The sequence below is a fragment of the Streptomyces soli genome, assembly GCF_003999195.1.
In the GTDB taxonomy this organism is placed as follows: Bacteria; Actinomycetota; Actinomycetes; order Streptomycetales; family Streptomycetaceae; genus Actinacidiphila; species Actinacidiphila soli.
Genome location: NZ_RJVR01000296.1, coordinates 1 through 11,589 on the forward strand (window position 1 = coordinate 1; position 11,589 = coordinate 11,589).

Below are 11,589 nucleotides of genomic sequence, written 5' to 3' on the forward strand. Positions count from 1 at the left end.
CGACGCCGTGGAAGCGGCGGCCGACGGTGGCGCGGCCCCGGGGCGGGGGCGGTTGCCGCTGCTGCCCGGCTGGGAGGAGCTGGGGGGCCCCGCGCCGGGCGAGATCCCGCACGCTCTGGCCGCGTGGCGTACGGCGGCGGCCAGAACCCTCGCCGGCCACCTGGGCCTGTACGCCCAGTGGCCGTCGCCCTCACCGCCAAGTGGCAGGTGGCCCGCATGGCTGCCGGTGCCGGACCGGCCGCCGACGCCCCCTGGCCGGTCGACGGACCCACCGTGTGGCGGCTGATCACCCTGCCGGGCGCCCCTGACGGACTGTTCCCCGACATCGCCGCCGCCTTCCTGGCCAGCCGTTCTCTGACCGGCCTGCTCCGCCCCGGCTCCGAGATCGCCTCGCTGCCGCTGCCCGACGCGGAAACCTACGCCGGGATGCTGCGTGAACTGCGGCCCGCCCTGCTGCGGTTGGGCGAGGTCGGCGGCCTCTCCCCCGCCGACACGGCGGCCGCCGAGGCGGCGGTCGTCCGGCGCCTCAACGAACTGCTGGCCGGCGGCGGTCCGTTGAGCCCACCATCGGTCTGCGTGTGCTGCGGCACGCCGAGCGCGCCGTGGGAGGAGCACTGCGGCCAGTGCCGCTGCGCGGGCGGTTAGGCGGGAGTGGTGAAGGCGGTGGCGGTGGCGAAGGTGCCGTCGCCGTTGCTCAGCAGCACGTCCAGGACATCGGATCCGTTGCTGACGGTGGCCAGGGTTCAGCGGATGCACGGCGCCAAGTCCCTTGATCCCCCACACTGTCGACACTCTGACCGGAGGTGAAGCCGACCGCCGACCGCCTCCGTCACCGACGGCAGCGGCGGGCCCACAGGCAGAAGGCCGTGAAGCCCAGCGCCAGTGTCACCGCCCACGACACGGCGAAGGCGACGATGAGCGCCGGATCACCCGTGCGGACAGCCGCCACCAGCACAGACACCGATGAATTCCGTTGCTCCGTGCCGTCCTTCTCTACGAGCGCCACACCCACCCTGCTCAACGGAGGAGACCACGATGTCCGAAGCGACCGCCACCACCACGACCCCCACCCGCACCACCTCGCCGGCCAAGAGCGAACTCGCCCTGCGCGTCCTGCAGGTGCTGCTCGCCCTGTTCTTCGGGGTGGCCAGCGCCCTGCCCAAGCTCATCGCCCATCCGTCGGCAACCGACGCCTTCGACAAGATCGGCCTCGGCGACTGGTTCATGTACTTCGTCGGCAGCCTGGAACTGGCCGGGGCCGTGGCCCTGCTGATCCCCCTGCTCTGCGGTCTGGCCGGCCTGGCCTACATCGGCCTGATGATCGGCGCCTTCGTCACCCAGGTCGCCGTCTTCCATGGCGAGAACGCGGCGACCCCGCTGATCATCATGGTGCTGGCCGGCATCATCGCCTGGGCGCGGCGCCGGAACACCGCGCGGCTCGTCGGGCTGATCAGATCGCGTATCCAGGGCCGTTGACCCCCAACACCAGCGCGGCCAGCGCCAGGGCGAGGAAGGCGGCGGCCAGGCCGAACGAGGTGTCCCGGGCCCGCACATGGGTGGCGATGGCGCCCACGAAGAACAGGACGATGCCGACGGCGGCGGCCGCCCCGATCCATGGCACGCCGACGAGGCCGAGCAGCACTCCCAGCGCGCCCGCCGCCTTGAGCGCGCCCAGCCGGGGCAGCCACGAGTGCGGCACCCCCGCCTTGGTCATGCTGACGAGGATCGGCTCGTAGCGGATGAAGTCCATCACGGCCGAGAAGACGCAGTAGGCGACGACCACGGCACTGACGACGACGTATGCGACATACATGGGAATCTCCAAGCGGTGTTCATCCGAGACGGGAGAGCTTGTCGGGATTGGTGACGTTGAAGATCTCGCGGACCTGCTCGCCGTCCGGGGTCAGATCGAGGACGAGCACGGCGAAGGGCGAGTCGCCGGCGAACAGCACCGCCGAGGGCCCTCCGTTGACCTGGAGATAGCGGACGCTGAGGTCCTCGGGCCGGTGGGCGGCACGGTTGACGAGCAGCCGGGCGACCTTGTCGCGGCCGTGGATCGGCCGGGGACCCGCTGCCGCGGCCTTGCCTCCGCCGTCGGCCCACAAGGTCACGTCGGGGGCGAGGAGTTGCAGCAGGGCGTCCAGGTCACCGCCGAAGGCGGCGGCCACGAAACGTTCGGTCACCTGCTGCCGCAGCAGCGGGTCCGCGCGGTAGCGGGGGCGCCGGGCGTGGACGTGCTCCCGGGCGCGGTGGGCGAGCTGGCGTACGGCGGCGGGGGTGCGGCCGAGGATGTCGGCGGTCTCGGTGTGGGCGTAGCCGAACACCTCGTGCAGGACGAAGACCGCGCGCTCCAGCGGGGTGAGGGTCTCCAGGACGACCAGCAGCGCCATCGAGACCGACTCCGTACGCTCGACGACCTCGGAGGCATCGGCGGTGTCGGCCGTCTCGGCGACCTCGGTGACGAGCGGTTCGGGGAGCCACGGGCCGACGTACGTCTCTCGGCGCCGGCTGATGGCGGCCTGGCGGGCCAGGGCCTTGTTCACCGCGATCCGTACCAGGTAGGCGCGCGGGCTGTCGATCGGCTCCGCGTCCCGCGCCCGGCTCCTGGGCGCCCAGGAGAGCCAGGTCTCCTGGAGTACGTCCTCGGTGTCGGCGACGCTGCCGAGCATGCTGTAGACGATGGAGAACAGCAGCTCGCGGTGGTCGGTGAACACCTTCGTCGCGGTGTCTGCCGGGTCGGACATCATGGGCCTCCTGTCGCGGTCACATCCTGAGAGCCGTACGGACGCCCGGAGTGTGACACCGCCATGAACAAAAAATGTGCCGGAATAGCGGGCCCGCCCGCGCGCTTGACACTGTTGCCCGAATGACCAATCCCTCCGGAGGCCGGCCCCGATGAGCGCGAGCGCGCCCCATCCCCTGGACAACCCCGCCCTTTCCTCACTGACCGGCCCCCACGCGCACTTCGCGGAGCGCCGTGGCCGAGTGCTGCGCTACCCGGTCGAGGTCTCGCCGTGGATGGCGCTCCCGGACGATCCGGACGCCCGCGACTGGGAGGACATCGCCGCCCTGGCCGGCGCCGGTGCGCTGGTGCCGCTGGCGGCCGTACGGGTGCCGCCGCCGGGCGAGTGGGAGGTGGAGTTCCACGCCGAGGGCGTGCAGCTGGTCGACGAGTCGGTCGCTGCCGCGCCGGACGAGGAGGCGGTACGCCTCGGCCCCGGGGATGTACCGGAGATGCTGGCCCTGGTGGAGCGCACCCGGCCGGGGCCCTTCCTGCCCCGCACCATCGAGATGGGCACCTACCTGGGCATCCGCCGCGACGGCGCCCTGGTAGCCATGGCCGGCGAGCGGCTGCACCCTCCGGGCTGGACGGAGATCAGCGCGGTCTGCACGGACGACGCCTACCGGGGGCAGGGCCTGGCCTCGCGCCTGGTGCTGGCGGTCGCGGCGGGTATCCGGGAGCGCGGCGAGATCCCCTTCATGCACGCGGCGGCGGAGAACACCAACGCCATCAGGCTCTACGAGTCGCTGGGCTTCCGGCTGCGCCGCAGGACCGCCTTCTCGGCGGCCCGCGTCCCGGCACAACGCCGGCGTGAGGGCGTAACGGCCTAACGGCGCACACAGCGCTCCGCTGGCCCGGGCCACGGTAGGTCCAGCGGCGTGGTGCGCACGGCGGCCACCACGGTCTGGGCGACCACCGCCACGGCCGATCCGGTCGGCGCCCGTGGGCAATCCCTGCCGGGTTCGGCGCGGGATCCCCTGACCGACCTGACCGGTCCGAGCGACCCGGCCGACTCGCCGTACGTGCGGAAATACGCGAGAACGCGACAGTCGGCGCCCGCTCCCCTAGCGTTCGAGCATGGCAGTACGCTTCCCCGCTCCTGTCTCCATCGACGGCCGGTACGTACGGCTGGTCCCGCTGTCGCTCAGCCACGTCCCCGGCCTCTACCGGTCCGGCGGTGGCGACGACGGGATATGGCGCTGGCTGCCGACGACCACGCCCAGCACCGAGGCGGAGATGGGCGCGCTGGCGGAGCAGCGGCTGGCCCAGCAGGCGGCGGGTGAGGCAGTGGTGTTCACGGTGCTGCCCCGGTCGACGCAGCAGCCGGCGGGCTGGGCGGCGTACCTGAACATCTCGGTGGCGAACGAACGGGTGGACATCGGCTGGAGCTGGCTGGACCGCTCCCTGTGGGGGACGCCGGTGCAGTTGGAGAGCCAGTTCATCCTGGTCTACCACGCCTTCGAGGACCTGGGGTTCGGGCGGGTGCAGTGGCGGCTCGACGACCTCGACCAGGCCTCTCAGGACGCGGTGGTGCGGATCGGCGGTATTCGCGAGGGGGTGCTGCGCCGGCACCTGCGGCGGATGGACGGCTCGTGGCGCGACAGCGTCTACTACTCACTGGTCGCCTCGGAGTGGCCGGCGATCCGGGAGCGGTGGATGTCGGGCTGGATCCTCGAATGACGGAACCTATGATCGGCCGGTGGCTGTCTTCCGTATCCAGCGCCGTACGTCCCTGCCGGCCGCCGAAGCCTGGCGCCGGCTCACCGACTGGGAACGCCATGCCGCCCACGTACCGCTGACCACGATCACCGTGGCGACCCCGCCGCCGTCCGGCCCGGGCACGAGGTTCGTCGCGCGCAGCGGGCTCGGGCGGGCGTCCTTCGACGACCCGATGGAGATCGTGCGCTGGGCTCCGCCCGCGCCGGGCGTGGCCGGGCATTGCCGGCTGGAGAAGCGGGGCACCTTCGTCACCGGCTGGGCGGAGATCGAGGTACGGGAGCAGGGCGGCGGCTCGGAGGTCGTCTGGACCGAGGATCTTCGGGTGCGGATACTGCCCGCGCTTCTGGACCGGCCGACGGCCTGGGCGGGGCGGCTGATGTTCGGCCGCGCGGTCACCGGGCTGCTTGCGCGAGCGGCCAACACCTGAGCGAGGTACGGACCGGAATCCTCGGCCCCGCTTTGGCAGCCCGTGCACAGCTGACACCTGGTCAATTCACAGGTTCAGCGGGCAGTGTCCAAGCGCATGGCGCTGCCGCTCACCGGTCAGGCGTCGGGGAAGTCGCCGTCGACGTAGACCCAGGCGCCGTCCTGCCGTACGAAGCGGCTGCGCTCGTGCAGTTCGCCGGGGCTGCCGTCCTGGGTGTAGCGGGCGCGGAAGGTCACGGTGCCGGCGGTGTGGAAGCTGCTGCCGTCCGCGGTGCCGATGATATCCAGCCCGGTCCAGCGCATGCCCGGGTCGAAGTCGAGGTGCGGCGGCCGGGTCCCTGGGTGCCAGGTGCGCAGCAGGTAGGGCTCGTCCTCGACGACGAAGGCGCTGTAGCGGGAGCGCATCAGGGCCTCGGCGGTGGCGGCGGGCGCCTTGCCGGAGTGCCGGCGGCCGCAGCACTCGGCGTACGTGGCGGGCAGCCCGCAGGGACAGGGCGAGGCGGCGGTGACGCGTCGGGACATGCGGCCATTGTGCCTGCCGGGCGCGGGGGTCAGGACCCGGTGATCCTGGCGTGCCACTGGGTGACGACGGCCGCCGGGTCACCGTGGTACGACCAGGGCACGCGGGTGGCGGCGGTGCCGACGAGGCCGAAGGTGCCCAGGACGTTCGCCTGCAGACCTCTGGATGTGCTCATACCGTTCCGTGACGCCCTTCGGAGTCGCGGCGGATGTTCTGGGCGCCCCGGTCGGGGCGCGGATGGCGATCTCCTGGGTTGAGAACGTGCGCATCATTGGACATTCATAAGTTACTTGTCAGTGTGGCCCATTGACCCGCCGCGTACCGTCGAGCGTCAGCCCAGCGCCTTCACAAAGGCCTTCGCCCGGTCGGTGATGCCGGACCAGTCGGCGGCGGCCACGGCGTCGGGCGGCACCACCCCTGACCCGGCGCAGACGGCGCGGGCCCCGGCGGCGAGGAAGGCGGCGGCGTTGCCGGCGTCGACGCCACCCGAGGCGACCAGCGGGACGTCGGGGTAGGGGCCCGCGAGGTCGCCGAAGTAGCGCGGGCCTACCGCGCGGGCCGGGAAGATCTTCACCGCGACCGCCCCCAGGTCGTACGCCTGCGCGACCTCGGTGGGCGTCAACGCGCCCATGACCACCGGGATCCCGGCGGCGCCGGCGACTTCCGCGACGGCCGGCCGGCACCCCGGGTTGACCAGGAAGGCCGCGCCCGCGCCGATCGCCTCCTGCGCCTGTACGGCGGTCATGACCGTCCCGGCCCCGACCCGGTAGCCGGTGCCCGACGCCGCCCGTCGCAGATGCGCGGCGAGGCCCGGGGTGGTGAAGGTGAACTCGATCCACCGGATGCCCCCGGCCACCAACGCGTCGCACAGCGCGGCCGCGTCCGGTATCTCCGGCGCCCTGATCACGGCGATGACGCGGTCGGCGGACAACTCCGCGAGCACGTCGTGGGATCCGCGTACGTCGGCAGTCATCCGGTCACTCATGGGTCGTCGTACTCCTCGGTGATCCTTCAGTGGAGGCGCAGCGCGGACCAGGCCGCGTCGTCGAGGACGAGTTGGCGGTCGAGTTCGCGCCGTGGCGGGATGGCCGGGACGTCCTGCGTGGTCTGCAGGGTCGCCGCCGCGACGATGTGCCCGAGGCGCAAGCGGCTCTGTACGTCGCGGCCTTCGAGGAGGCCCGACAGATAGCCGGCGGCGAAGGCGTCGCCCGCGCCGACGCGTTCGACCACCCGGGACCTGGGAGCGGGTACGAACACCGGGTCTCCGTCGGCCTCGTAGGCGGTGGCCCCGTGTCCGGCGTCCTTGACGACGAGGTGCGGCGCCGGCGCGAGAAGGTCCCGGATCTTCTCGGGCGTTGCGGTGCCCCACAGCGCCTCGGCCTCGTCGCGTCCCACGAAGACGACGTCGGCCGCCCTGGCCAGGGCCAGCAGGACACGGGCCGGCTCGGCGGACGGCTGACGCCACAGCGGGGGACGGTGGTTGACGTCGAAGGAGACGGCCGGACCGGTGACGGTCCGCCGGATGACGAGGTCCTCCACCAGTTCGGCGCAGCTGCCGGAGAGCGCTGCGGTGATCCCGGACAGATGCAGGACGCGGGCGCGGCTCAGCAGTGGAAGCCCCAGGATTCCGGGGCCCATGAGCGTGGCGGCGGAATCCCGCCGGTAGTAGTGCATACCGGTCCCGTTGGGGCCCGGGTCTTTGAAGTAGACGCCCGTCTGCCGTACGGGATCGACCTCGACGCCCGTCACGTCGACCCCACGGGCCGTCAGGTCCGCCAGGATGCGCCGGCCGAACGGGTCGTCGCCGACCCGGCTCAGCCAGGCGGCCCGGTGCCCCAGGGCCGCGAGGCCGCAGGCGACGTTGGACTCCGCGCCGCCCACGGCCAGCGCCAGCGCCGGCTGGTCGGCCAAGGGCCGCGCGTCCGGCGGGCTGAGCACGGCCATGGTCTCCCCGATGCACACCACGTCGGCTCCGCTGTGCCCCTGGCCGGTCGGTGTCACGGAGGTCCCTTCGATTCGAGGCGGAGACGTCGCTGTTTTGCTATGCAGAACCACATTTCGTCCAGCACAGCGCCAGCCAGAAGCTAACCCACCCAACTGCCGGGGTCAACGGTCGAATTTCGCGATGCGATATGGTGTTGTGCGATGCAGAACACCACCGACGCGACCGGCGACCGGCGCAACGCCTCCTCGTCGCTGCGGCGCGCCCTGGGCATGGTGATGTTCCTGGCCGAGGACCGGGGGCACCCGCATGGCGCCACGCTGACCGAACTCGCCACCGGCCTGCAACTGAGCAAGAGCACCGTGCTGCGACTGGTCGCGCCTCTGCGCGAGTTGCGGCTGGTGGACCAGGATCCGGAGAGCGGCCGATACCGGCTGGGCCCGCAGAACGCCCTGCTCGGCCAGATCTATCTGGAACGCCTCGACGTGCGGCAGGCCGCCTCGCCACTGCTGCACCGGCTCGCGCAGGACGCGGGCGAGACGGTGCACCTGGTGTCCTTCGAGCCCCCGGAGATCGTCTACATCGACAAGGTCGAGAGCGTCCAGCCCGTCCGTATGCACTCCAGGATCGGCAATCGCCAGCCGGCCTACTGCACCGCCACCGGCAAGGCGTTCCTCGCCCACGCCACCGAGGACGTCATCGAGTCGGTCATCGGGGCCAGCCTGCCGCCCCGGACCGCGGACACCATCACCTCGCCCGAGCGGCTGCGCGCCGACCTCGCCCTCGTACGGCAACGCGGCTACTCCGTCGACGACGTGGAGAACGAGCAGGACATCCGCTGCGTCGCGGCAGCCGTCTTCGACCACAGCGGGGCCGTCGCCACGGCGGTGAGCGTCTCGGGGCCGGCCTCCCGCGTGACCCGTGAGCGCGTGCCCGGGATCGGGGCCATGCTCATCGCCACCGCGAGTGCCATCACCGAGCGGCTCGGCGGGAGCGTTCCGACGGGCGCCTGACGCCCCGTCCGGATTCCCGCCAACTTCAAGGGAGAACTTGACATACCGATCGCCCGGTTTTGCTCCCGGTCATCGAGTACCTCTTCCGGCGCTATCCCAAGGTCCAGATCTCCATGCACGCGTCAGCCTGCGGGGATCCGCTGGCCGGCGTACGTGAGGGCCGGCTGGACTGTGCCTTCTTTGTCGACTCGGCCGGAGGCGACGCCGAGCACCTGGACACCCAGGTGCTGTGCCCCGAACCGCTGGTGCTCGTCGGCGGCCCGGACCATCCCCTCGCCGGCCGCGCCCGTCCCACCGACGCCGAACTGCGCGGCGCCACCCTGATCCGGGCCGACCGCGCCAGGTACCACCGGCAGTTCGAGCAGGCCATCAGCCTCGACCCGGCCGCCTCCCGGCCCCGGATCTTCGACCTCGATTCGGTCGACGCCGCCAAGCAGAGCGTCGCCATGGGCATGGGCATGGCCCTGCTGCCCCGGATCGCCGTCGCCCGCGAACTGGCCCGCGGCCGGCTGTCCCGTATCGACTGGACGCCCCCGCCGGAATCGTTTCCCAGGCAATATCCCCGTCAGCCGTTCACCGCGCGAAGTGCCCCCGGCCGACGGCCGTTGAGGCGGTCCAGCGCGTCCGACGTGGCCTCGTCGGCCGGGAGGTGGACGAGCAGGCGCTGGTCGTCGCCGTCCGGCAGCGCCAGGATCTCGTACGCCAACCGCAGTTCACCTGCCTCGGGGTGGACCAGGCGCTCGACGCCCGAACGCTTCGGGATGCCCGGGAGCGTCTCGAGCCGCTCGGCGAAGGGCAGACCGGCAACGACCGTCAACTCGTCGGTGAGCATGGCGATATGCGGATCCGCGCGGAAGGGCTCGCGTTTCAGGCTCGCTACCTGTTCGTCGGCGACGCGGTCCCATTCGGGATAGGCGGTACGGGCCCGGGCATCGGTGAAGACGAAGCGGGCCAGATTGGGCGGGGCGCCGTCCAGCATGCCGACGGGCCCAGCCAGACGCTCGTAGCCGTCGGTGTACGCCAGCACCTCGCTCAGCCGGTTGAGCAGCACGGCGGGCGTCGGTTCAAGGCGGTCCAGGAGCGCCCGCACGGTCGGGCGCACCGCGCGGGCCGGCGGCGAGGCGCCCAGGCAGACGGAGCTGCCGTCGGTCGGTTTGGTCAGCCGGTGCAGGTGAACGCGCTCCTCGGCCGACAACCGCAGCGCGTCCGCGAGCGCCACCAGCACCTGGGACGACGGCCTGCGGTCGCGCCCCTGCTCAAGCCGGGTCACGTACTCGACACTCACCCCGGCGAGCGTGGCCAGCTCGGCCCTGCGCAGCCCCGGCGTACGGCGCCGGGTCCCGCTGGGGAACCCCACCTCGGCGGGGGTGACGGCCTCGCGGCAGAGCCGCAGGAATCTGCCCAGCTCGTTGTCGCTCACCCTGACGAATGTACCGGCCGCGCCGTCGCGCACGGTGGCTCTGCCACTACCAGTCTCAGCCCGGCCTCCCTGGTCTGCGTCCCGCCCCGCAGATTGGTCGCCATGACCCACACCAACCTCAGGCTCGCAGTGATCATCGGCAGCGTCCGGGAGGGGCGCTTCGGCCCGGTCGTCGCCCACTGGTTCCGCGAACAGGCGGAGCTGCACGGCCACTTCGACCTCGACATCATCGACCTCGCCGACACGCCCATCCCCCTCCCCATGCCCCCCGAGCCCCCGGCCCTGACCCCCGACCTCCCCCGCCCGGAATCCATGGCCGACCTCACCCGGCGGCTCGACGCGGCCGACGCGTTCGTCGTGGTCACCCCCGAGTACAACCGCAGCTTCCCCGCCTCCCTCAAGGCCGCCATCGACTGGCACTACAACGAATGGCGGGCCAAGCCCATCGGCTTCGTCGGCTACAGCGGCGGCAGCGGAGCCCTCCTCGCCATCGAGCAACTCCGCCAGGTCTTCTGCGAACTCCACGCCGTCACCGTCCGCGACCTCGTCACCTTCCCCCGCTACTACCTCCTCTTCGGCCCCGACGGCCGCCTCAAGGAGCCCGAAGCCCCCGAAGGCGCCGCAAAGCTCCTCCTCGACCAACTCCACTGGTGGGCCTCCGTCCTGCACGCCGCCCGCAACGAGCGCCCGTACGCCTTCACGTAGCGCCGCCAGGCGGGGCCGGGAAATGCGGTGGAGCTTCGCCGACCCGGCCCCTAGGGTCCAGCCATGAGCACCCGCACGTTCCGCATCACCGTCCGCGGTGTCTTCGACAACCTCTCCGCCGACCACCGAACCGCCCTCCTCGCCGACGCCGCCGACCATGACGTCCTGCACGCCGCCTTCACCCCCGAAGGCCACCTCACCTACGACCTCGCCGCCCGCCCCGCCTTCACCTTCCGCTTCCTCGACTCGGGCGAAGCCGAAGAGGACATCCTCTTGGCCACCGCGCGTGCCGAGTCCGCTGCGTCCGCCTGGCTCACCGAGCGCGGATATCCCTACAAAAGCCTCCGCTCCCACTCCGAGGACCTCTCCCAGGCACCGCTCGGCAAGCGCCGGCGCCGCCAGCTCCGCTGACATCTCGCACCGCGCTGCTTGCGCCGGGCGCCCAGCATCGCGCCCGGCGCAGGCGTCACCGACCCCACGCGGGGCAGGCGCAGGACGAAGAGTCGGGACGGGGGGTTGATCATGTCGATGACGACAAGTGCGGTGTCGGCCATGGCTCATTCCTATCCCGGCCGGTTGGTTTCCGCTGGTTTGAGATGGTTTCTTCGAGGTACCCGTGGCCTGTGCGACTACTGCGACCACCGAACGTCTACCCGCCCCAGAGCGATACGTGGCTTCTCGCCCGCGCCCTGCGGACAGCGGCGATACAGCCCGGCTCCCGGGTGCTGGATCTGTTCACCGGAACCGGGGCGCTGGCCCTGGCGGCCGTACGGGCCGGGACTGGGCAGGTCACCGCCATCGACCTGTCGCCGTGGGCGGTGCTCGCGGCCCGGTGCAATGCCGCGCTGCGGCGGGCGCCGGTGCGGGTGCTGCGCGGGGACCTGACGGATCCGGTCGCGGACGAGGAATTCGACCTCATCGTGGCCAATCCGCCCTACGTGGCCGCCCCCCACCGCCCCCGCCTACCGCGCGGCGGCCCCGAGCTGGCCTGGGACGCCGGCCCCGACGGCCGGGCGCTGCTCGACCGCCTGTGCGCGGCGGCCCCGCCCCGCCTGGCGCCCG

Annotated in this window: 17 protein-coding genes and 2 pseudogenes; 11 read left to right on the forward strand and 8 right to left on the reverse strand. The window is 72.1% G+C overall.

Annotated elements, in window-relative coordinates:
* Both EFK10_RS48970 and EFK10_RS33335 read left to right on the forward strand, forming a co-directional pair.
* Window positions 1–286, forward strand: a pseudogene (locus EFK10_RS48970) (hypothetical protein); the annotation flags it as partial.
* On the forward strand, window positions 217–645 hold the full coding sequence (locus tag EFK10_RS33335; RefSeq protein WP_127359388.1) for a hypothetical protein: 429 nt from the start codon (window positions 217–219) through the stop codon (window positions 643–645). The pseudogene EFK10_RS48970 and the gene EFK10_RS33335, both read left to right, overlap by 70 nt.
* A 184-nt stretch (window positions 646–829) precedes the next feature.
* On the opposite strand, the gene EFK10_RS47975 is transcribed toward EFK10_RS33335, so the two are convergent.
* Window positions 830–1,006 (reverse strand): hypothetical protein, encoded by a 177-nt coding sequence (locus EFK10_RS47975; protein ID WP_164836249.1) that lies wholly within the window; start codon window positions 1,004–1,006, stop codon window positions 830–832.
* Window positions 1,007–1,035: 29 nt separating this feature from the next.
* Here EFK10_RS47975 and EFK10_RS33340 point away from each other — a divergent pair, with 29 nt between their 5' ends.
* Window positions 1,036–1,476, forward strand: a complete 441-nt coding sequence (locus EFK10_RS33340; protein ID WP_127359389.1) for a DoxX family protein — start codon at window positions 1,036–1,038, stop codon at window positions 1,474–1,476.
* Here the strand turns inward: EFK10_RS33340 and EFK10_RS33345 are convergent.
* Entirely contained in the window at window positions 1,451–1,813 is a 363-nt protein-coding gene (locus tag EFK10_RS33345) for a DoxX family protein (protein ID WP_127359390.1), read from the reverse strand. The two genes, EFK10_RS33340 and EFK10_RS33345, sit on opposite strands and share 26 nt — an antisense overlap.
* A gap of 19 nt (window positions 1,814–1,832) precedes the next feature.
* A complete protein-coding gene (gene sigJ / locus EFK10_RS33350) occupies window positions 1,833–2,744 on the reverse strand; it encodes an RNA polymerase sigma factor SigJ (protein ID WP_127359400.1) in 912 nt (303 codons plus the stop codon).
* A 151-nt stretch (window positions 2,745–2,895) separates the two neighbouring features.
* Between sigJ and EFK10_RS33355 the strand changes: the two genes are divergently transcribed.
* The 3 genes from EFK10_RS33355 (at window position 2,896) to EFK10_RS33365 (ending at window position 4,928) form a co-directional block, all read left to right on the forward strand.
* Window positions 2,896–3,612, forward strand: a complete 717-nt coding sequence (locus EFK10_RS33355) for a GNAT family N-acetyltransferase (RefSeq protein WP_127359391.1) — start codon at window positions 2,896–2,898, stop codon at window positions 3,610–3,612.
* 247 nt (window positions 3,613–3,859) lie between these two features.
* Entirely contained in the window at window positions 3,860–4,462 is a 603-nt protein-coding gene (locus EFK10_RS33360) for a GNAT family N-acetyltransferase (RefSeq protein ID WP_127359392.1), read from the forward strand.
* 19 nt (window positions 4,463–4,481) lie between these two features.
* Window positions 4,482–4,928 carry an SRPBCC family protein gene (locus tag EFK10_RS33365; protein WP_127359393.1) on the forward strand — a complete coding sequence of 149 codons (447 nt, stop codon included), beginning with the start codon at window positions 4,482–4,484 and terminating at the stop codon, window positions 4,926–4,928.
* Window positions 4,929–5,044: 116 nt separating this feature from the next.
* On the opposite strand, the gene EFK10_RS33370 is transcribed toward EFK10_RS33365, so the two are convergent.
* From EFK10_RS33370 to EFK10_RS33380, 4 genes are all read right to left on the reverse strand, one after another.
* Entirely contained in the window at window positions 5,045–5,449 is a 405-nt protein-coding gene (locus EFK10_RS33370) for a YchJ family protein (RefSeq protein WP_127359394.1), read from the reverse strand.
* Window positions 5,450–5,478: 29 nt separating this feature from the next.
* On the reverse strand, window positions 5,479–5,622 hold the full coding sequence (locus EFK10_RS47980; protein WP_164836250.1) for a hypothetical protein: 144 nt from the start codon (window positions 5,620–5,622) through the stop codon (window positions 5,479–5,481).
* Window positions 5,623–5,778: 156 nt separating this feature from the next.
* Window positions 5,779–6,432 (reverse strand): bifunctional 4-hydroxy-2-oxoglutarate aldolase/2-dehydro-3-deoxy-phosphogluconate aldolase, encoded by a 654-nt coding sequence (locus EFK10_RS33375; protein WP_240677633.1) that lies wholly within the window; start codon window positions 6,430–6,432, stop codon window positions 5,779–5,781.
* Window positions 6,433–6,458: 26 nt separating this feature from the next.
* On the reverse strand, window positions 6,459–7,448 hold the full coding sequence (locus EFK10_RS33380; protein WP_206305690.1) for a sugar kinase: 990 nt from the start codon (window positions 7,446–7,448) through the stop codon (window positions 6,459–6,461).
* 144 nt (window positions 7,449–7,592) lie between these two features.
* Here EFK10_RS33380 and EFK10_RS33385 point away from each other — a divergent pair, with 144 nt between their 5' ends.
* A complete protein-coding gene (locus EFK10_RS33385) occupies window positions 7,593–8,402 on the forward strand; it encodes an IclR family transcriptional regulator (RefSeq protein WP_127359395.1) in 810 nt (269 codons plus the stop codon).
* 113 nt (window positions 8,403–8,515) lie between these two features.
* Window positions 8,516–8,881 (forward strand): annotated as a pseudogene (locus tag EFK10_RS33390) (LysR family transcriptional regulator substrate-binding protein); the annotation flags it as partial.
* Window positions 8,882–8,967: 86 nt separating this feature from the next.
* On the opposite strand, the gene EFK10_RS33395 reads toward EFK10_RS33390, so the two are convergent.
* Window positions 8,968–9,822 (reverse strand): helix-turn-helix domain-containing protein, encoded by an 855-nt coding sequence (locus EFK10_RS33395; protein WP_127359396.1) that lies wholly within the window; start codon window positions 9,820–9,822, stop codon window positions 8,968–8,970.
* 102 nt (window positions 9,823–9,924) lie between these two features.
* Here EFK10_RS33395 and EFK10_RS33400 point away from each other — a divergent pair, with 102 nt between their 5' ends.
* From EFK10_RS33400 to EFK10_RS33410, 3 genes are all read left to right on the forward strand, one after another.
* The gene (locus EFK10_RS33400) at window positions 9,925–10,527 is read left to right on the forward strand and encodes an NADPH-dependent FMN reductase (protein WP_127359397.1); all 603 of its coding nucleotides are present in this window, start codon (window positions 9,925–9,927) and stop codon (window positions 10,525–10,527) included.
* 63 nt (window positions 10,528–10,590) lie between these two features.
* Window positions 10,591–10,938 (forward strand): DUF6204 family protein, encoded by a 348-nt coding sequence (locus tag EFK10_RS33405; RefSeq protein WP_127359398.1) that lies wholly within the window; start codon window positions 10,591–10,593, stop codon window positions 10,936–10,938.
* 212 nt (window positions 10,939–11,150) lie between these two features.
* Window positions 11,151–11,589, forward strand: a 439-nt coding sequence (locus EFK10_RS33410) for a methyltransferase (RefSeq protein ID WP_240677634.1), incomplete at its 3' end; no start/stop codon positions are given.

Bases quoted from the DNA above. Each gene is read 5' to 3' on its own strand.
- EFK10_RS33335 (WP_127359388.1), top strand. From the start codon at position 217: ATGGCTGCCGGTGCCGGACCGGCCGCCGACGCCCCCTGGCCGGTCGAC.
- EFK10_RS33340 (WP_127359389.1), top strand. From the start codon at position 1,036: ATGTCCGAAGCGACCGCCACCACCACGACCCCCACCCGCACCACCTCG.
- EFK10_RS33345 (WP_127359390.1), bottom strand. From the start codon at position 1,813: ATGTATGTCGCATACGTCGTCGTCAGTGCCGTGGTCGTCGCCTACTGC.
- sigJ (WP_127359400.1), bottom strand. From the start codon at position 2,744: ATGTCCGACCCGGCAGACACCGCGACGAAGGTGTTCACCGACCACCGC.
- EFK10_RS33355 (WP_127359391.1), top strand. From the start codon at position 2,896: ATGAGCGCGAGCGCGCCCCATCCCCTGGACAACCCCGCCCTTTCCTCA.
- EFK10_RS33360 (WP_127359392.1), top strand. From the start codon at position 3,860: ATGGCAGTACGCTTCCCCGCTCCTGTCTCCATCGACGGCCGGTACGTA.
- EFK10_RS33370 (WP_127359394.1), bottom strand. From the start codon at position 5,449: ATGTCCCGACGCGTCACCGCCGCCTCGCCCTGTCCCTGCGGGCTGCCC.
- EFK10_RS47980 (WP_164836250.1), bottom strand. From the start codon at position 5,622: ATGAGCACATCCAGAGGTCTGCAGGCGAACGTCCTGGGCACCTTCGGC.
- EFK10_RS33375 (WP_240677633.1), bottom strand. From the start codon at position 6,432: ATGAGTGACCGGATGACTGCCGACGTACGCGGATCCCACGACGTGCTC.
- EFK10_RS33385 (WP_127359395.1), top strand. From the start codon at position 7,593: ATGCAGAACACCACCGACGCGACCGGCGACCGGCGCAACGCCTCCTCG.
- EFK10_RS33400 (WP_127359397.1), top strand. From the start codon at position 9,925: ATGACCCACACCAACCTCAGGCTCGCAGTGATCATCGGCAGCGTCCGG.
- EFK10_RS33405 (WP_127359398.1), top strand. From the start codon at position 10,591: ATGAGCACCCGCACGTTCCGCATCACCGTCCGCGGTGTCTTCGACAAC.